Source organism: Paenibacillus sp. FSL R5-0345 (genome assembly GCF_000758585.1).
Classification (GTDB): Bacteria; Bacillota; Bacilli; order Paenibacillales; family Paenibacillaceae; genus Paenibacillus_AQ.
Window position 1 is genome coordinate 3,071,620 of sequence record NZ_CP009281.1, and the last position, 17,558, is coordinate 3,089,177.

Annotated in this window: 21 protein-coding genes; 18 read left to right on the top strand and 3 right to left on the bottom strand. The window is 40.9% G+C overall.

Annotation, left to right across the window (positions count from 1 at the left end):
- Positions 1 to 303 precede the first annotated feature (303 nt).
- The 16 genes from mraY (at position 304) to R50345_RS13505 (ending at position 13,026) form a co-directional block, all read left to right on the top strand.
- Entirely contained in the window at positions 304 to 1,257 is a 954-nt protein-coding gene (gene mraY, locus R50345_RS13430) for a phospho-N-acetylmuramoyl-pentapeptide-transferase (protein ID WP_042127287.1), read from the top strand.
- Positions 1,258 to 1,304: 47 nt separating this feature from the next.
- Positions 1,305 to 1,616 carry an ArsR/SmtB family transcription factor gene (locus tag R50345_RS13435; protein WP_042132144.1) on the top strand — a complete coding sequence of 104 codons (312 nt, stop codon included), beginning with the start codon at positions 1,305 to 1,307 and terminating at the stop codon, positions 1,614 to 1,616.
- An 81-nt stretch (positions 1,617 to 1,697) separates the two neighbouring features.
- On the top strand, positions 1,698 to 2,876 hold the full coding sequence (locus R50345_RS13440) for an MFS transporter (protein ID WP_042127289.1): 1,179 nt from the start codon (positions 1,698 to 1,700) through the stop codon (positions 2,874 to 2,876).
- Between the two features lie 171 nt (positions 2,877 to 3,047).
- Positions 3,048 to 3,668: a thermonuclease family protein gene (locus R50345_RS13445; RefSeq protein ID WP_052414588.1), complete on the top strand. Its 621-nt coding sequence runs from the start codon at positions 3,048 to 3,050 to the stop codon at positions 3,666 to 3,668.
- Between the two features lie 160 nt (positions 3,669 to 3,828).
- Positions 3,829 to 4,605: a (S)-benzoin forming benzil reductase gene (locus R50345_RS13450; RefSeq protein WP_042127291.1), complete on the top strand. Its 777-nt coding sequence runs from the start codon at positions 3,829 to 3,831 to the stop codon at positions 4,603 to 4,605.
- A 145-nt stretch (positions 4,606 to 4,750) separates the two neighbouring features.
- Positions 4,751 to 5,206, top strand: a complete 456-nt coding sequence (locus R50345_RS13455) for an NUDIX hydrolase (protein ID WP_042127293.1) — start codon at positions 4,751 to 4,753, stop codon at positions 5,204 to 5,206.
- Positions 5,207 to 5,297: 91 nt separating this feature from the next.
- Complete coding sequence (locus R50345_RS13460; RefSeq protein ID WP_042127295.1) at positions 5,298 to 6,401, top strand: PRK06851 family protein; 1,104 nt, start codon at positions 5,298 to 5,300, stop codon at positions 6,399 to 6,401.
- A gap of 148 nt (positions 6,402 to 6,549) precedes the next feature.
- On the top strand, positions 6,550 to 7,293 hold the full coding sequence (locus R50345_RS30290) for an AzlC family ABC transporter permease (RefSeq protein WP_052414589.1): 744 nt from the start codon (positions 6,550 to 6,552) through the stop codon (positions 7,291 to 7,293).
- Entirely contained in the window at positions 7,290 to 7,601 is a 312-nt protein-coding gene (locus tag R50345_RS13470; protein WP_052414590.1) for an AzlD domain-containing protein, read from the top strand. The genes R50345_RS30290 and R50345_RS13470 overlap by 4 nt, the downstream gene beginning before the upstream one ends.
- Positions 7,602 to 7,633: 32 nt before the next feature.
- Positions 7,634 to 9,142, top strand: a complete 1,509-nt coding sequence (gene pdxR / locus R50345_RS13475; RefSeq protein ID WP_042127299.1) for a MocR-like pyridoxine biosynthesis transcription factor PdxR — start codon at positions 7,634 to 7,636, stop codon at positions 9,140 to 9,142.
- A 106-nt stretch (positions 9,143 to 9,248) separates the two neighbouring features.
- Positions 9,249 to 10,220, top strand: a complete 972-nt coding sequence (locus tag R50345_RS13480) for an ROK family protein (RefSeq protein ID WP_042127301.1) — start codon at positions 9,249 to 9,251, stop codon at positions 10,218 to 10,220.
- 65 nt (positions 10,221 to 10,285) lie between these two features.
- Complete coding sequence (locus tag R50345_RS13485; protein WP_042127303.1) at positions 10,286 to 10,555, top strand: PQ-loop domain-containing transporter; 270 nt, start codon at positions 10,286 to 10,288, stop codon at positions 10,553 to 10,555.
- Positions 10,552 to 11,064 (top strand): GNAT family N-acetyltransferase, encoded by a 513-nt coding sequence (locus R50345_RS13490; RefSeq protein WP_081954077.1) that lies wholly within the window; start codon positions 10,552 to 10,554, stop codon positions 11,062 to 11,064. Before R50345_RS13485 ends, R50345_RS13490 begins: the two co-directional genes overlap by 4 nt.
- A gap of 22 nt (positions 11,065 to 11,086) precedes the next feature.
- Positions 11,087 to 11,962 (top strand): serine/threonine protein kinase, encoded by an 876-nt coding sequence (locus R50345_RS13495; protein WP_042127307.1) that lies wholly within the window; start codon positions 11,087 to 11,089, stop codon positions 11,960 to 11,962.
- A 25-nt stretch (positions 11,963 to 11,987) separates the two neighbouring features.
- On the top strand, positions 11,988 to 12,428 hold the full coding sequence (locus tag R50345_RS13500) for an NUDIX hydrolase (protein ID WP_042127309.1): 441 nt from the start codon (positions 11,988 to 11,990) through the stop codon (positions 12,426 to 12,428).
- 64 nt (positions 12,429 to 12,492) lie between these two features.
- Complete coding sequence (locus tag R50345_RS13505) at positions 12,493 to 13,026, top strand: hypothetical protein (RefSeq protein ID WP_042127311.1); 534 nt, start codon at positions 12,493 to 12,495, stop codon at positions 13,024 to 13,026.
- A gap of 12 nt (positions 13,027 to 13,038) precedes the next feature.
- On the opposite strand, the gene R50345_RS13510 is transcribed toward R50345_RS13505, so the two are convergent.
- The gene (locus R50345_RS13510; protein ID WP_042127313.1) at positions 13,039 to 13,470 is read right to left on the bottom strand and encodes a DUF4395 domain-containing protein; all 432 of its coding nucleotides are present in this window, start codon (positions 13,468 to 13,470) and stop codon (positions 13,039 to 13,041) included.
- Positions 13,471 to 13,878: 408 nt separating this feature from the next.
- Here R50345_RS13510 and R50345_RS13515 point away from each other — a divergent pair, with 408 nt between their 5' ends.
- Both R50345_RS13515 and R50345_RS13520 read left to right on the top strand, forming a co-directional pair.
- The gene (locus R50345_RS13515; protein ID WP_042127315.1) at positions 13,879 to 14,448 is read left to right on the top strand and encodes a TetR/AcrR family transcriptional regulator; all 570 of its coding nucleotides are present in this window, start codon (positions 13,879 to 13,881) and stop codon (positions 14,446 to 14,448) included.
- Between the two features lie 49 nt (positions 14,449 to 14,497).
- Entirely contained in the window at positions 14,498 to 15,952 is a 1,455-nt protein-coding gene (locus R50345_RS13520; protein ID WP_042132147.1) for a DHA2 family efflux MFS transporter permease subunit, read from the top strand.
- Positions 15,953 to 16,111: 159 nt separating this feature from the next.
- Here the strand turns inward: R50345_RS13520 and R50345_RS13525 are convergent, their stop codons facing one another.
- Positions 16,112 to 16,930, bottom strand: a complete 819-nt coding sequence (locus R50345_RS13525) for an SDR family oxidoreductase (RefSeq protein WP_042127317.1) — start codon at positions 16,928 to 16,930, stop codon at positions 16,112 to 16,114.
- A 57-nt stretch (positions 16,931 to 16,987) separates the two neighbouring features.
- Positions 16,988 to 17,521: a PadR family transcriptional regulator gene (locus R50345_RS13530; RefSeq protein ID WP_052414591.1), complete on the bottom strand. Its 534-nt coding sequence runs from the start codon at positions 17,519 to 17,521 to the stop codon at positions 16,988 to 16,990.
- Positions 17,522 to 17,558 lie beyond the last annotated feature (37 nt).

Sequence of the window (17,558 nt, forward strand, 5' to 3'; positions counted from 1 at the left end):
TGAAGAATGTTCAATAAATGAAGGGCTGCCGATAGGCAGTCCTTCATTTATTGAACGGAAGTATTTTTTAATGTGGAGCGAAAATAGGAAATAAAAACAGAATACTTTCTCTTTTTCAAAATTTTATTTACATATATCATTTTACTAAAGATACAAGTGAGAGGGATAAAACTTTACTTTACATAATTCAAGCGATCTTAATAACTCTCAAAACAATTTTGTGAGTGTGTGTTAGGTTCAAAAGTAGGGACACTTGGAGTGGAAATGTTAAAATGATACTTTTCAAAGAGGGGAGTTTGTTATATGTTTGGAATTATGGCTATTTCCGGCCTGTCTTTTTTTCTAGTGGCGATGTTTACGCCGCTGTTGATCAGGACGCTACACAGGCTGGGGCTAACGCAGCCGATTCGCTCCGAGCTACCAGCAGATCATCAGGCCAAACGTGGTACACCGCTTATGGCAGGGCTGGTCCTGCTTATCGGGATAGCGATCTCGTTACAGTTTCATCCCGGACCTCTAATGTTACTCTTATGCGTCACGTTTTTGTTGTTCAGCTCAGTCGGATTTCTGGATGATTTCAAAAAGGCTTTTTGGCAAAATCCGTCCGGCATCACCGGTCGCACAAAGCTAGTGTTGCAATTTATTTTTACTGGATCCATTTTGTACGTGTTGTTCCATTCGTTCGGCCTGACGAGCGATATTGGGTTATTTCAAGGGCACTATTTGCAATTGCCTTTGTATCTTTATGTCGGAATCATTTTGCTGTTTGTGGTGGGCTCCGCAAATGCCATCAATTTTACCGACGGTCTTGATGGGCTACTGATCAATGTGGCCATTCCGACGTATTTTTTCTTTTTTATGATTTCGGACAAACCTGAAGTGCAGACATTTTCCCTTGTCATGATCGGCTGTCTGCTTGGGCTTTTCCTTTATAATATTTATCCGGCAAGAGCTTTTATGGGCGATACAGGATCACTGGCGATCGGTGGCTCCCTTTCCATTTTAGCTGTCATTGAGAAGGTCGAGCTCTTGATTCCGATTTTGTTTTTCGTCTATTTTGCAGAGCAGTTGTCGGTCATATTACAAGTTTGGTACTATAAACGAACTAAGCTGCGGCTGTTCCGAATGGCTCCGATTCATTACCATTTCAGCTTAAAATACGGATGGAGCGAAAACAAAATCGTGATGATTTTCGGTTTTATTTCGTGGGTATCCGTACTGCTTTGCTGGTTAATTTGGAAATTTCTCATGCACTAAATAGCTTTTGTATTTACAAATCTATAAAAGTAGATATAATGAAACGCATGGAACCTTTAATGATATTTAAAGCTTTATCTAACGAGACACGTAGTCAAATTATGATGTGGTTAAAAACTCCAGAGGAATTCTTTGATGAAAAGCCTTATTTACAACAAGGCCTGAGTTTTCGAATTGGTATATGCGTGGGAGATATTCAAGCTAAAGCGGGACTTGCACAGTCTGTTATCTCGAGTTACTTGTTGACTATGCAAAAAGCTGGTTTGTTGGAATCTGAGCGAATTGGGAAGTGGACGTATTATCGTCGGAATGAGAAGACAATTCAAGAGTTTTCCGAGTATATTAAACAGAAACTATAAATGAGAGGAGGGAAGACTTTTTTTGATAATACATATCTACAAATCTGTATATGTGAATATAAATGGAGGATTGTTTTAAAAATGAAAAAGATTAACCCGTTGCTTATCATTATTCTGGCTTTAGGTGTATTTGGTATTATCACTACGGAAATGGGGATTATAGGTGTTCTACCACAGATAACTCATAAATTTAATATAACGACTTCACAGACTGGATGGCTTGTAAGTATATTTGCTTTGGTCGTTGCCATTTCTGGTCCATTTCTAACATTACTGGCTTCTGGTATTAATCGTAAAGTTATTCTATTAACGGCTGTACTTATTTTTGCGATTTCAAACATTGTGTATGCTTATACGACCATGTTTGAAGTAATGCTTATTTTCCGTATTATTCCTGCTATATTTCATCCCGTCTTTTTTTCAGTTGCTCTTGTGACCGCTGCTCAACTTGTCCCACCAGACAAGAGTACTAAGGCAGTTACAAAGGTTTTCGCCGGAATCACAGTCGGGTTTGCTTTCGGTGTGCCTTTGACTTCTTATCTCGCGGACAAAATATCGTTAGAAGTTGGTTTTCTGTTTGGTGCTGTTGTAAGTATAATTGCCTTTTTAGGGATACTCGCTTGGCTTCCTTCCATGCCTGTTAAAGAAAAAATGTCTTATGGCAAGCAGCTTGGTATATTACGTAAACCCCTATTATGGTTAAATATAGTGACAGTTATTTTTATATTTGCAGCGATGTTTTCTGTATATAGTTACTTTGCTGAGTATCTTGGTCAAGTAACACATATGAATGGGTCATGGATTAGTATCATGTTAATGACCTTTGGTATAGTCATGATTTTTGGGAATTTTTTATTTGGGGGCCTTTTACATAAAAGCATTCCAAAGACCGTCATCATGTTTCCTCTGCTATATGCGGTAACTTACTTCTACGTTTATTTTCTAGGATCTTATTTCATTCCAATGATTATTATCATAATTATTTGGGGGGTAGTGCATTCCGGCGGACTCATTATCAGTCAAGCATGGTTAACGAGCGAGACGAAAGAAGCTCCCGAATTTGGTAACAGCTTGTTTATTTCATTCTCCAATCTTGGAATTACAATAGGTACTTCTATCGGTGGTTGGTTTATTTCTCGCTCAGGTATACATGAACTCATTTGGATTGGGATTATTTTTTCCCTGCTTGCTTTCTTATCGATCATAATCAAAATAAAAATTTCCAACTTAAACGTAGCAGAAGCTAAGCTGGGTGATTAACGGAGATTATAATTTTAATAAAACAGCGACAGCCATGTATCTTATTTTTCTGGTACATAGTTGTCGTTGTTTTCTATATTAAGTAATACAAACTTGTGTTTTTCACGGTTTTGCTTTATTTTAATTAGACCCCATGAAGCTATTACATATGTTTAAGAAAGAGGTTTATTTATGAGTAAAATGTATCTTATGAAAATCTGCATGGCCATCATCCTCCTACTAGGAACCGTTACCGGTTGCACTATTGTAGAGCAGTCTGCTTCAGATCCTGTTCCAGCAATAACTACGAGTCCTGAGCTTAAATCTGATGCTACCGCAAAGAATACAGTAGAGGACAATAGACGTTTACTAGATGCTAAGGTAACACGGGTAGTTGATGGTGACACCATGAAGCTGACGATCGACGGTAAAAAAGAAACTATTCGATTGTTACTAGTTGATACTCCTGAATCCGTTAATCCGAATATTCCTGAGCCACAACCATTTTCGATAGAAGCCTCTGATTATGCCAAAAAGATGCTTACCAATAAAGATGTGCAAATTGAACTGGATGTAACAGAACGAGATAAATATGGTCGTCTACTCTGTTATCTCTATATCGATGGCAAAATGTTTAATGAGCTTCTGCTAGAGCAGGGTTATGCACGTGTGGCATATGTATTTGCACCTAATACGAAATACGTAGATCAATTTAGAGCTATTCAGGATAAAGCAAGAGAGCAGGGAATCGGCATCTGGAGTATTGAAAATTACGCGCAAAACAATGGTTTTCATGTTCCAAAAACGAAATAAACATCTAGTAATCAAGATTCATAGAGCTACCATGAGGTAGCTTTTTTTATATTAGGTAGAACATGCACGTAATGGATGTATTTGACAAGGTGATTCTTTAAATGTGATACTCTAGTAGTTGGTATTAGTATCAGGTTACAATTCGAGGAGGATTGCCCTTATGAAATACTTCATTATTACAGGAGCTTCAAGAGGAATTGGAGAGTCAATAGCAGAACAACTAGTCTCTCCTGATCACTATCTGTTTTGTATCTCACGTGAAAGAAATGAGAGTTTAGTAAGCAAAAGTAGTAATATAACCTATTATGAATTTGATTTGAATCACATTCATCTGATTGAATCTCTGATGGGGAGTATTTTCAATTCTATTAACGTGTCAAAAGCGGAGGGAATCTACCTTATTAATAACGCTTCAATGATTTCTCCTGTCTCATTTATTGATACAGCAAGGGTTGATGAAATAACGGGAAATATAAATGTGAATTTATTAGCTCCTATTATACTAACCTCAATGTTTATAAAGCATACGAATGGTCATCTAATCGACAAAAGGATCTTAAATATATCATCCTCTTCTGCTAAGAATCATCATCCTGGCATGAGTCTGTATTCAGCAGCAAAAGCTGGGTTAGATGTTTTTTCACAATGTGTGGGACTAGAACAAAATCACTCCAAAACACCAGTTGGAATTGTATCGATCTGGCCAGGAATGATTGATACCAATCTGCAAAGAGAGGCTAGAAGCCAGGATAAATCAACATTTCCATCAGCAGAGATATTTGAGGTAGTTAAGGAAACTGGGATGCTCACAACAGCACAGGAAACAGCACAACAAATCATTGAGTTTTTGTTTAAACCTAATTTTGAACACGGTGCAATTGTGGATATTTATGATTATTCAAAACTTCAACAGCATTTAAGTATATCAACAGACTAAAATAACTACTTTCCGGAGTGTATTATGCGAGATATAGATTACAGCAATTATTATTGGCAGGATGATGATCGGATCTGGACTTACTGAAGATGAATTTCTGGAAAAGAACAAAAAAATATAAGCATTAAGGAGAGGGTGCTGTTTAATGAGTAATTATATTATGGAGCTAAGAAAACATGTGGGTACCAGGCCGCTTATTATGGCAGGAGCCTGTGTTTTGTTGTGTAGCGAACAGCAATTACTCTTACAACGTAGAACGGACAACGGTTGCTGGGGATTGCCAGGTGGCTCAATGGAGCTTGGGGAGACTTTGGAAGAGGTTGCCAAAAGGGAACTTTTTGAGGAGACAGGTTTACAGGCCAGAGGACTTGAATTGTTTGACATGTTCTCTGGACAAGAACTTTATTACAAATATCCAAACGGTGATGAAGTATATAATGTAGTAGCCGCTTATCTAAGTACGGAATTTGACGGTGTGCTTAAAGAAGATGGAATTGAAGTACAAGAAGTCCGTTTTTTTAATTATGGAAAATTGCCTAGCGAGTTGTCACCTCCTGATGTTCCAGTCATTAAGAGATTTATGGATCATTTTATGAAGTAAGACCACATCTCACTTAAAGTGTCACCTTTCCCAGCGGTCAATAATACGATGAATTATGAACCATGACATTAGCCCGGAAAGGTGTGCGATTATGAACGGAACAATCCTCAATTTCTTTGCTGGCGGCAATACGGCTCACGGCTTTTACAATCTCTATGAGTCGTCATTGCAAAGTTTAACACGTCTGTTTGTATTAAAAGGAGGTCCCGGAACGGGGCAGACCAAACTAATTAGAGAAATCGGAGAGCAGTTGAATCAACAAGGCTATGAGATTTGGTTCATCCACACTGCATCAGATAACGATTCACTAGACGGTGTCGTTATTCCCAAATTAAATGTAGGAATCTTTGATGGAGCTGCTCCGCGTGTAATTAACCCTGATCTTCCTGAAGAGACTATCGTGTTCGTAGATTTAGAGCAAGCGGTTGATCTGTTTCAGTTAAGCCAGCACAAGTTGGAAATCGATAAATTAGTTGCTGCAATCAGCCAAGAGCATGATTTTGCTTACGCTGGTTTTGCTGAAGCCCTTCGCATTCATGACGAATGGGAAGCGATATATATCGCGACAATGAATTTTCAAGCAGCTGATGAGCTGACACAAGAGTATATTAAGCTTTTGTATGATGATCAGAAATCTGAACATTCCAGCCGGATAGATCATCGTTTTTTAGGGGCGGCGACGCCTAAGGGGGCAGTGGATTTTGTTCCTAATCTAACCGCAGGATTAAAAAGATATTTGGTTAAAGGACGTGCGGGCTCCGGAAAATCAACACTGTTGAAAAAAATAGCGGCTGAAGGCATCAAGCGTGGCTACGATGTTGAAATTTACCACTGTGGCTTCGATCCAAATAGCCTTGATATGATTATTGTGCGTGAGCTTGGATTTGCTATTTTTGATAGCACGGCTCCACATGAGTATTATCCAGATCGTGTCACTGATGAGATTGTCGATATGTATTCGCGTTGTATACAACCTGGTACAGATGAAGCATTCTCCGAAGCTATAGCCGGCATTAAAGAACGGTACTCCAGCACCATGAAACAGTCCACACAGCATCTGACAGACGCAAAGGTATTCCTTGATGCGTTAAAGCAAATTTATGCTTCTACCGTGAACATTAATCGATTAGATCAGATTAGATCGCAGATCGTACAGGAAATTAACGAGATTGTTGAAAGTCCACTGGAGGTATAAAGCTTCATTAAAGATCGTTCTCTTAGAGGGCGGTCTTTTTTATGAGAAAAGAAATTGGTATGGTACATACGCACCCATGCGGTCATTTCCACTGGATCGGTATCCAAGTATGCTCTCTCTAGGACAACGATAAGGGAGAGAGAAACTTATGAATGATCAGAAAGAACTGTTTAGAACAGGACTTAAAGATTCCGTCGCAATCGTTGCAGGATTTATTCCTGCGTGCTTTACGTTTGGATTGGTCGGTAAGGGGTTAGGTCTCGGTAGTCTGGAGGTATTCTTATTGTCAGCGCTAGTATTTGCGGGGGCTAGTCAATTTATAGGTGTAAAAATGCTTGCCGCAGGAGCAGCCGCTCCAGTAATTTTACTGCTTACGCTGATCATTAACCTAAGATATTTGTTTATCAGCTTATCCTTTGGAGGGCAGTTAAATCGTAATATTAGCTATCTTGCGCGAACCTGGATTGGCTTTAGTTTAACAGAAGAGGTATACGCAGTTAGTATGCTCACTCGAAAGAAAGCAAACCCTAAATCAGTGAATGAAAAATCTAACCAACCCCTAGAACTTCCTTATTTGCTGGGCTTACAAATCCCTCCCTATGTCGCTAACCTGCTAGCTACGGCTTCAGGGATAACCCTTGCTTCCTATATTCCAGCTTTTTATTTACCGGCGCTAAATACTTCATTATACGCCTTGCTGATTGCACTTGTTGTACCTCAATTGAAAGGCAGCTTACGGAATATGGCTATATGGATATCAGCTGCAGGATCATCATGGCTGCTGCACCCCTTGCTGGGAAACTCTTCGATCCTTGTAGCTATGATAATCGGCATGGCAGTGGGCTCCTTGTTTAGAGTGCGAGTTCAAGCGGAGAAAGGGGTATCCCTATGACTATCTTAATCATTGTGGGTATGGCTGTTATTACATTTTTATTTCGTTTTGTGCCTTTGCTACTTACAAATCATTCGAATGGACCCTCCAAAGTTCAAGCGATGCTAGAGTATTTGCCTATAGCGGTTCTTAGTGCGCTAACGGTACCTGGAATCATTCAGGTAGACCCAGATGTTAATCTTGTGGGTATCGCATCAGGGACTGTCGCTGTTATACTGGTATTAATTAGAAAAATTCCGCTGCTCCTCGTGATTCTAGGCTCTGTTTCCGCAGCACTACTCGTAAAAATGCTTACCCTTTATTTTTGAACAAAAGTCGGAACAGAAGGGGAGGACCTCTTATGAAGCATGATTTGCTGATCACAATCGATAAAGAACGACAGATTCCGTTTAGCCGTCAAATTTACGAGCAAGTTCGAAATGCTATCCATTCAGGAGCTTTAAGCGGGGGTGACCCCCTGCCTCCGTCTAGAACTTTAGCTAACCAGCTTGGCGTATCCAGAAGCGTGGTCCTTCAATCCTATGAGCTGCTACAGGCAGAAGGGTATCTGGAGATGAGAAAAGGAGCGGGAACGTTTATTGCGGAGTTGACGTTGGAGGAGAAAGTGACAAAGGTTTATGAGAGCCCTTACAATTTTGTAACGAAGGGACATGATTTCCTTGCACTTAACCCACCGTCTACTAGAGAAGTGGATCATTTGAATCCGGTGTTTTGCGATTTTCGACATGGTGTTCCTGCTTGGGACGCGTTTCCTATGGATCAATGGCAAAAGGCCCTAATGAATGCTTGCCGCCGTGCTTCTCCGGATACGTTAGGTTATGGCCCTGCGGAGGGTTCACTGGGATTGCGTCGAGAGATCGCACGTTTATTACGTTCCACACGGTCTATGCCCGTTGTTCCGGAACAAATCGTGATTACGTCTGGGGCTACGCAAGCGCTCGATATTTTATCGAGGATATTCTTGTTTAAAGGTGATCATGTCATTGTTGAAGATCCATCACATAGCGTTGTACGTGAAATTTTTTCTTTTGCTGGGGTAGAGGTCTTACCTGTTAAGGTAGATCAAGATGGCATCTGCGTAGAACAATTCCAAACAAACAGTGATAACGATCAAGATGGTAATCTTAAAAAAACGCCAAAGCTAGTCTATGTTACTCCTTCTCACCAGTTCCCTTCAGGGACAACGCTGTCTTTGAAGCGAAGAGTTCAGTTGTTGGATTGGGCGAAAGCGAATCATGCTTTTATTATTGAAGACGATTATGACAGTGAATATAGGTACGAGGGTCCGAAATTATCCGCGCTTGCTGGGCTAGATACTGAGGGGCGAGTTATTTATGTAGGCAGTTTTAGTAAAGTATTATTTCCTTCTCTGCGGATAGGTTATGTTGTGTTGCCTCCGGCTTTGCTTCAGCCTTTTTTAGCTGTTAAATGGATTACAGATCGAATGTCTTCTGCTCTGGACCAGGAAGCGTTAGCAGAATTTATTCAGAATGGTCACTATGCAAGGCATGTTACGCAGATGGGAAAGCTGTATGCCTCACGCAGAGCCTGTCTCGTAAACAGTTTGAATACGGAATTTGGAAGTCGTGTGCGATATTATGGCGAGGAAGCTGGACTACATTTATTGATTGAGTTGGAGTCGGATGCCGAGGAGAATCGCATTGCTGAAGTGGCGCTACGTTACGGTGTTCGCGTATATCCTGCATCTTCTTATTTTCTGGAGAGCAAACCTAAGGGTCCAGTGTTTCTACTAGGCTATTCCAATCTCACTGAGAATCAGATTAAGATGGGTGTGAACAGACTGATGTTAGCCGAAATAGAAGCGACAGTTAGTAGAAGTCATTTGTAATAGAAATGTTGGAACTTTATCATATAACTTGTATGTTTACTCTATAGTTTCAGCCTTCAGGCATTCATAATGAAAGGGTAAGTTATTTCTAATTCTGGAGGTTCTTATGAAACGATATATTATTGGGATTGATCTCGGTGGAACGAATATCAAAGCAGGAATGTACGATACCGATTTTATAGCTGTAAAAGAAATATCTACACCTACTGAGGCAGCTAAAGGGCCATCACATGTACTGGGACGGATTAGAGAAGCTGTACGTCTGATTACTGTTGAAGCAAATATTTCATTTGATTTAGTAGTAGGTATGGGAATCGGAGTGCCCGGATTATTAGATCCAGTTGCTGGAGTTTCTTTTTTCTCGCCGAATTTTCCGGATTGGGAGCATGTAAATGTTGTTGACGAGATGAGAGCGTTCTATGACTTTCCTGTTTTTATTGATAATGATGTGAGGGTTAATCTTTATGGAGAATGGCTGCAAGGCGCAGGTAGAGGTTACAACAATCTGGTTCTGATTACCTTGGGAACAGGATTAGGATCGGGTATCGTGAACGACGGAAAAGTAATCTACGGCACGGCCTACAGCGCTGGTGAAATCGGACATATGAATATGTACAGAAACGGACGTCCCTGCAAATGCGGGAGCTCGGGTTGCCTAGGTAGATATGTCTCCGCTATTGGCATGGTGAATACGTTTAAAGAGATGCTAAAGGAAGGCCGAACCAGTATGATTCAGACGTGGACGAATGATCAAGAAGAGCTAATTACCGCGTTAATGATATCTGAAGCTTACGAACTCGGAGACGCCCTCTCCATTGAGGTTATGCAGGAGACCGGCACTATCCTTGGATTTGGATTAGCAAATGTGGTGAATATTCTCAATCCTGATCTAATTATTGTAGGTGGAGGGATGGCTGCTGCGGGCGATAAATTGCTCCAACCTGTAAGAGAAACAGTAAGTCAGCATGCATTGAAGCTATCCAGCAGTAAGTGCAAAATTGTTCAAGCAGAGCTTGGGAATCGGGCGGGTACTATTGGTGCCGCCTCTTATGCCTATAGTAAGCTTCAGTTATTTTGAAATGAATTGGAACCAGACTGAGCCGCCCGGAATACAACAGTAATACAATCCGTGGAGGTGCTGTTATGTTTGCAGTCATGCAATTAATAGGTGGAGTGATCCTGTCTTTAGGTTGGATTCCTCAGATTGTTCAGATCTTGAAATCCAAATCCGTAGCTGATTTGAATTTAAAGTCGTATTTGCTAATGCTGCTTGGGATTAGTCTAATGGAAGCTTACGCGATCAGTTTGGCGGTTACGGGAGTAGGTTTAGCTTTTTTAATTACGAATACGATGTCCCTATGTGTTGTGCTGCTGGTTATTATTCTAGTGATTAAATATCGAACAAGAACATGAATGAAGTTAAGAAGGAAGGAAATGAAATGAATTACAGTTATCGAAAAGCAGTATCTGCAGACTATGCCGCAATATGTGCTTTTCCTAAAGATTCAACGGAAGTGTTCTTTATGTCGCCCAAGCTGGAATATCCACTTACCTCCGAACAATTAGAGCAGGCTGCACAAGGCCGGGATAAGCAAACAGTGATTCTAAATGAACACGACCAAGTCATCGGATACGCCAATTTATATTACCAACAACATCAAGAGTTGTACTGGCTGGGGAATGTTATTATTTCACCCGATTATAGAGGTAAAGGAGCCGCGGAGTATTTGATCCATACCATGCTGGCTGCTGCTAAAGAGGACCTACAGCTTCATGAGTTACATCTGGTTTGTCATAATGTAAATACCAAAGGGATGTTATTATATTCCAGGTTAGGATTTAAGCCATATGAGATTGTCAAAAGAACCGGTCCACAGGAAACAACCATCGCCGGAATCTTTATGAAAATAGAACTAACTTAAATTAGTAAATGCGGAGGTACAGTTGAGCGAAAAAAAATATACATATGAAATTGACGCGGTAAGTTTTCAATTGCAAGAGCCTTATGATTTTGCATGGTTAACAAAGCTAGGTGTGGTGTTTAAAGTGTTTGACCAGCAGGACTCTGGAAATCTTTCTTTTGGTGTGGAGAAGGAGGGGCAGAAGTTTTTTGTGAAATTTGCTGGGGCAAAGCCTTTGACCTTCGACGGGAATCCCTTGGATGCTGTTAGCCGTTTAATTGAAGCTATCCCGTTGTATAACGAACTTGAATCTAAATCGCTGATCAATTTGGTGTCACATTTTGAAGTTGGGACGGGGTATGCAGCGGTATTTGAATGGTTTGCAGGTGAATGTTTACATTCACATTGGCTTTTTGCGGGTGAAGCTAAGCTGAGCCATCCGGAGTCGCCTTTTTACCGCTATAAGCAGTTATCTGTTGAACAACGTTTAGCGTCCTTAGACGTGATCTTTTCGTTTCATGAGCTTGTTGAGTTGCAGGGTTATGTAGCAGTGGATTTTTATGATGGAAGTATTCTGTATGATTTTGCGAACGATGAAACAAGGATTTGTGATATTGATTTTTATAGACTTAAGCCTACTGTAAATGATCTGGGCGAGAACTTCTGGGGCTCATCAAGATTCAAGTCACCGGAAGAATTTATTTTAGATGCACCGATTGATGAAGTTACAAATGTATTCAATATGGGTGCCACTGCATTTGTTCTTTTAGGAGGAGCCTCCGATCGATCGTTTGCAAAATGGGAAGCGAGCAAAGCCCAATACGATGTTGCTTTAAGGGCAGTCAGCTTGGAGCGGGAGGAGCGGTTTCAGAGTGTAGCAGCATTTAAATTAGCTTGGGATGAGGCTGGGAGTATCTGAAGCAGTGGGAAAGTGAGGGATAGAATTGCTGATAAGCTTATTTAATCTTGAAAAGGAAAAAGAAGTTGATTTAGAATACGTTGTTATTATGGTTAAGCATGGTGAAGAATGGATCTTAGCAAGACATCAGGATCGTTCGACGTGGGAGTTTGCCGGAGGTCATATAGAAGTAGGCGAGACACCGGAGCAGGCAGCGGCTAGAGAGTTATTTGAGGAAACGGGAGCGGAGCAATTCTCTATTGTCCCGATAACCATTTATAAGGTAACCATGGATGATGCACCTGGGAGTTATGGAAAACTATTTTTTGCAAATGTGGAACAATTCGCAGAGCTCCCACCATATGAGATGGCGGAAATCAAAGGATTTACTGATATCCCAACGAATCTAACTTATCCATTGATTTATCCCACTCTAATTTTAAAAGTTCAGGATTTCATCAACAGTTCGTCTTCAGCTGCAAGATAAGAATGATAGCCCTGCCGTTGTCACATGATATGATTAATGAATAGAACAAGCAGGAGGGGTTTCATTGAAAAGAGACATTCAGCATGTTCCCTACGGCTATGAGCCACCCGTTGAACAACGTAAAGGGACGTTAGTGTTTTACGATTCTTTTGAGCATATCACCGATCAGGAACTTGAAATCGCAGCAAAGACTGCAGCAGATCGGCGTTTCACTAAGCTAGTGCTGTATCCGCTTCATGAAGAAACGGTGAGACGAATGACAAAAGAGCCGGTGAGCGCTTATTATAAGCGTGAAGACCGGCTGCATGAGTGGAAAAGGGAACAAGGACGTAGCTTCATCACGGTAGAGAGCTTGGAAGGGAAGCGAAAGAAGTATACTCCGCTCGATTCGGCGCTTCGGCATCTTGTTGAAATCTATCCTTCGCCGATTTTTTTGTATTTAACGCCTGAGGTGGCAAATCAGTTTGCGTCATATTCCTCATTTGAAGAGTGGATTGTAAAGATTCGGTTATTGCTGACATCAGCACCACCATCACTTCATCCACGATTGTTAAAGTTTCGTCATCGTTGGGATGTTGTTGGAGAAGAACGGGATTAGGGGTTTTGCGATTTAATTTGTGCTTTGTTTACGTCTGTAATTGTACATTCTCCACTGATAATGGATAAAACATCCGATGCAAAAACCAAAAATCGCAACCGTAGCCGCCACTGCAACGAGCGTTGTGAAAATATAAGCAGCAATCGTCCAGCCAGCGAAGAAGCTGATCAGACCACCTGCTAGGCAGAAGACAGCAATGGTTTGGTTAAACTGTTGTTGTGACCAGTCTTCGAGTACATAGTGCGAACGTTCTTTGGTCAGAAACTTACCAGCAAGCTTAATAATGGGATTGTAACCGAACGAGAGGCCAAGCAATCCGGCGAACAAGGGCAGCGCAAGGATCCAGTGCTGTCCTGTTAGCCATGTTAATATTACTGAAATGACGATAAACGCCTGATTAGTCTTTACTAATGGCCGTGGAATTCCTTTAGGCACGTCCTGCATAAATTCACACCTTTCTCATTGGAATAATTATAATATACGCTGAGGATGAGGGATTGGGAAGTAGATAATTTCGGGCGGATAAAGTGGGCGAGAGGCTAATTATTTTCCCGGTGAGGGTTAACTATCGGACTCCAATGCAGCTAGGTGCTCAAAAATAGATGGAAACTACTCCATTTTAGTGAAGTAGTGTCGCTCAGGTCCGATAATGTATCTTAAAGCCAGTTTTAGCGCAAATAGCTGCATCTGAGTCCGATGGGGTAACATGATGTACTGAGCAGATGGTGGTAACCTGACTACCGTACTTCCACCAAATTACTTTGAATTTAAGTAATTTATATGTTGACATATCTCTTAAAAATATGGTTTTATTATGTAGACCAATTGTTATAATGCAAAGGAAGTGTCAGCTTGTCGAACAAGCCGAATACGCGTGAGGCGATTCTGGACACCGCTTCGAAATTATTTTTTTCTCAGGGATATCATGCAACAGGATTAAATCAGATTATTAAAGACAGCGATTCACCGAAGGGATCTCTTTATTACTACTTCCCTCACGGTAAAGAAGAACTGGCTTTAACATGCATTAACCGGAATAGTCTAACAGTCGCTCAGAAGCTGAACTGTCATATGGAGAGCAGCAATAGTGCAGCTGAAGCAATGGAGGACTTTATTCTAGGAATGGCTATGAAAGCAGTAGAATCTTCATTTGAGGGGATCGTTCCGTTCAGTTTTTGGTTAGCGGCGGAGACCTCTTGTATTAGTGAGGAGCTGCGGGCTGCATGTAAATCTGTGTTTATGGACTTGCAGGATGTGATCAAGAAACGCCTTCTGGAAGAAGGTGTGGAGGGCAACACTGCAGCCGATAAGGCTTCAGTAGTAGTCTCATTATTTGAAGGAGCGCTTCTTCAGACGCTGACTTTACGGGATGAACAGCCGCTTCTCGCGGCGGCGAAGATTATCCCAGCAATACTTGGTTAGAGAGAGACAATAGATAAGAACATCAGGGGGATTAAGAGTGGAAGCAACTATGCAAGGAAAGCAACAAAAGGAAGTAAAGAAGTTTAAAACCATTCCGATTCTAGTCTCATTACTACTTGCAGGATTTATCGGAATGTTCAGTGAAACCGCACTAAATGTAGCTTTAAGTGATCTTATGAATGTCCTTCAAATCACTCCAGCAACAGCACAATGGTTAACGACAGCTTATCTGCTTACACTGGGAATTCTAGTACCGATTTCGGGTATGCTGCTTCAGTGGTTCTCGACTAGACAGTTGTTTGTTGCTGCATTATGTTTTTCAATACTAGGAACGTTTCTAGCTGCAGTATCACCTAGCTTTGAGTTCCTATTAACAGCGCGTGTGGTACAAGCAATGGGTACAGCGCTTCTATTACCGCTTATGTTCAATACGATCCTTATCATCATTGCTCCTGAAAAACGTGGTGCCGCGATGGGGATGATTGGTTTGGTTATCATGGTAGCGCCAGCGATCGGTCCTACTATTGCTGGACTTCTAATTGAAAGTCTTAGCTGGCACTGGATCTTCTGGCTGTCACTGCCCTTCCTGGTGATCGCATTGATATTCGGAATCCTCTTCATGCAGAACGTAACGAAGGTAACGAAGCCGAAGATCGACATCCTCTCCATAGCATTATCATCGATCGGGTTTGGTGGAATCGTGTTTGGTTTCAGCAGCGCCGGTGAAGAAGCCGGTTGGGGAAGTCCAAAAGTAATCATAGCTATCGTAGTAGGTGTGGTATCACTCTTATTGTTCGGCTTGCGCCAAATGAAGATGAAGCAGCCTATGATTAATCTGCGTGCTTTTAAATATCCAATGTTCTCCATTGGTGTGGCTATGGTATTTATTTGTATGATGGTTATCCTATCATCCATGTTGATTCTTCCAATGTATCTTCAACAGGGTCAGGGATATACAGCGTTCAAGGCAGGCTTGCTGCTACTTCCAGGGGGAATTATTAACGGACTGATGTCCCCAATCATGGGTCGTCTGTTCGACAAATACGGTCCTAAATGGCTTGTTATTCCAGGCCTGATTATTGCTGCTACAGCTTTATGGTTCTTCTCCAGTATTACTGTAGCTTCTACAGTCGTATTCGTAATCGTACTTCACAGTACGCTTATGATTGGTGTGTCGATGGTATTTATGCCTGCACAAACCAACGGAATTAACCAGCTGCCGCTAGAATTATATCCTGATGGTACAGCGATCATGAATACATTGCAGCAGGTTGCTGGTGCGATCGGTACTGCATTAGCTGTCAGCATTATGTCTGCAGGTTCTAAGAGTTATTTGAAGACTGTGGCTGATCCAGCCGATCCGGCTAATATGTTGCCTGCGTTCACGCAAGGTGTGCAAAATGCATTTATTTTCGGAATGAGTATGGCAATTGTAGGTCTAATTCTTGCGTTCTTCGTAAAAAGAGTAGTTGTTGATCATAAAATGAATACACCTATGCATTAATCCTTAAGCTTGTAAAATCCCCTTACGGTAGATAGTGGAGAAGGTTCATGTACGTATGAACATACCACTGTTAATCGGAGGGGATTTTTTTACTCATAACAAGAAAGAGGGACCTCTCCCCGGTAGAATACCGAGAAGCGTCCGCCACCTAACTTCTTTTTAAGAAAAATGCTGGGCTATATTAGTCAGATACTCTTGTTCATCTGTATTTTCTTTCATTTGAATGAGCATTTTTGCATCTTCTCCAACAATGTACCGGAATTGACTTGTCCCATCAGTGGCGGCTTGATATATTGTTTCCGCAACAATTTCTGGAGGTGAAGCATAGGAAGGTTGGTTTTCCATCTCACCTAATTTACCCAAGAATGCAGTAGTAAAGGGTTTATAATCCGTTAATGCATCATTAAAAAAGAACTCCATCGATCTTCCACCAAAGTCCGTTTGAATAGCACCTGGTTCAATTAACTTAACTCTAATGTTCTGTGATGCTAATTCATAAGATACGGATTCAGAAAAACCTTCTACGGCGAATTTAGTTGAATGATACAGAGACATCGTAGGAAAGGTTACTTTCCCTCCCATAGAAGAGATATTGATCAGTAAACCCTCTTGATTCGATCTAAAATGTGGCAATATGGCTTTAGTCATACTGATAAGACCAAACACGTTCACTTCAAACTGTCTTCTGATCTGCTCATCTGTAGCTACTTCTATAAGACCCATTGTTCCATAACCAGCATTATTGAGAAGAACGTCAATTTTACCGAACCGCTTAATCGCTTCCGCTAACGCAGGTTGAATTGTGTCTGATTTCTCAACATCAAGCTGTAAAACCAATACATTATCAAGTGTAATAAGTTCACTTTCTTGTTCAGGTGAACGCATCGTGGCTACGACGTTCCATCCTCTTTCAGCAAAATGTTTTGCTGTAGTTCTCCCAATGCCAGACGAAGCACCTGTTATAAAAATTGTTTTCATTAACAATTCCTCCTAAAGTTTTTTGAGCGTTACCTCTTCACTTGGTACGTACAAAACTTACTTTGTAAGCACTAACTGCTCCATGTTTGACAATCCTTCGGCAATGATTTTGAGCTTTGCTTTATATTCTTCTATGCCAATTTGGATACAGATGATCTGTGCTGGATGCATTGTATTTTTATAAAGTGAATACTGCTCAAGTAATTGATCTAACTTCTGTTGTGATTCTTCCTGTGCTTGCTTCAACCAAAGAATCACCTTGTCATACCCAACAAATTCACCAAAGTATAGCCTCATCATAAAATCAGATTTCTTAATACTGTCAGCCTCTAGTGGGGCTAGTAAATAGGCGTTAAAACTATCTCTTCCTTTATCCGTGATGTTTAAAAGATTCTTATTAGGCTTACCTTCCTGCTGCACATTTTCCTTAGTTATCAAACCCTCCTTTTCCATGCGGGCAAGTGTGGGATAAATCGTTCCATAACTAGAACTATAGAAATTAGAGAATACATCCTCCAATAACTGTTTTATTTCGTAACCAGTCTTCGATTCTTTCATAAGCATGCCTAAAATAACATCCTGACTGTTCAAAACAGAACCTCCTTGTTGTTTAGAAATATTTGTATAT

Bases quoted from the DNA above. Each gene is read 5' to 3' on its own strand.
- mraY (WP_042127287.1), top strand. From the start codon at position 304: ATGTTTGGAATTATGGCTATTTCCGGCCTGTCTTTTTTTCTAGTGGCG.
- R50345_RS13435 (WP_042132144.1), top strand. From the start codon at position 1,305: ATGGAACCTTTAATGATATTTAAAGCTTTATCTAACGAGACACGTAGT.
- R50345_RS13440 (WP_042127289.1), top strand. From the start codon at position 1,698: ATGAAAAAGATTAACCCGTTGCTTATCATTATTCTGGCTTTAGGTGTA.
- R50345_RS13445 (WP_052414588.1), top strand. From the start codon at position 3,048: ATGAGTAAAATGTATCTTATGAAAATCTGCATGGCCATCATCCTCCTA.
- R50345_RS13450 (WP_042127291.1), top strand. From the start codon at position 3,829: ATGAAATACTTCATTATTACAGGAGCTTCAAGAGGAATTGGAGAGTCA.
- R50345_RS13455 (WP_042127293.1), top strand. From the start codon at position 4,751: ATGAGTAATTATATTATGGAGCTAAGAAAACATGTGGGTACCAGGCCG.
- R50345_RS13460 (WP_042127295.1), top strand. From the start codon at position 5,298: ATGAACGGAACAATCCTCAATTTCTTTGCTGGCGGCAATACGGCTCAC.
- R50345_RS30290 (WP_052414589.1), top strand. From the start codon at position 6,550: ATGAATGATCAGAAAGAACTGTTTAGAACAGGACTTAAAGATTCCGTC.
- R50345_RS13470 (WP_052414590.1), top strand. From the start codon at position 7,290: ATGACTATCTTAATCATTGTGGGTATGGCTGTTATTACATTTTTATTT.
- pdxR (WP_042127299.1), top strand. From the start codon at position 7,634: ATGAAGCATGATTTGCTGATCACAATCGATAAAGAACGACAGATTCCG.
- R50345_RS13480 (WP_042127301.1), top strand. From the start codon at position 9,249: ATGAAACGATATATTATTGGGATTGATCTCGGTGGAACGAATATCAAA.
- R50345_RS13485 (WP_042127303.1), top strand. From the start codon at position 10,286: ATGTTTGCAGTCATGCAATTAATAGGTGGAGTGATCCTGTCTTTAGGT.
- R50345_RS13490 (WP_081954077.1), top strand. From the start codon at position 10,552: ATGAATGAAGTTAAGAAGGAAGGAAATGAAATGAATTACAGTTATCGA.
- R50345_RS13510 (WP_042127313.1), bottom strand. From the start codon at position 13,470: ATGCAGGACGTGCCTAAAGGAATTCCACGGCCATTAGTAAAGACTAAT.
- R50345_RS13520 (WP_042132147.1), top strand. From the start codon at position 14,498: ATGCAAGGAAAGCAACAAAAGGAAGTAAAGAAGTTTAAAACCATTCCG.
- R50345_RS13525 (WP_042127317.1), bottom strand. From the start codon at position 16,930: ATGAAAACAATTTTTATAACAGGTGCTTCGTCTGGCATTGGGAGAACT.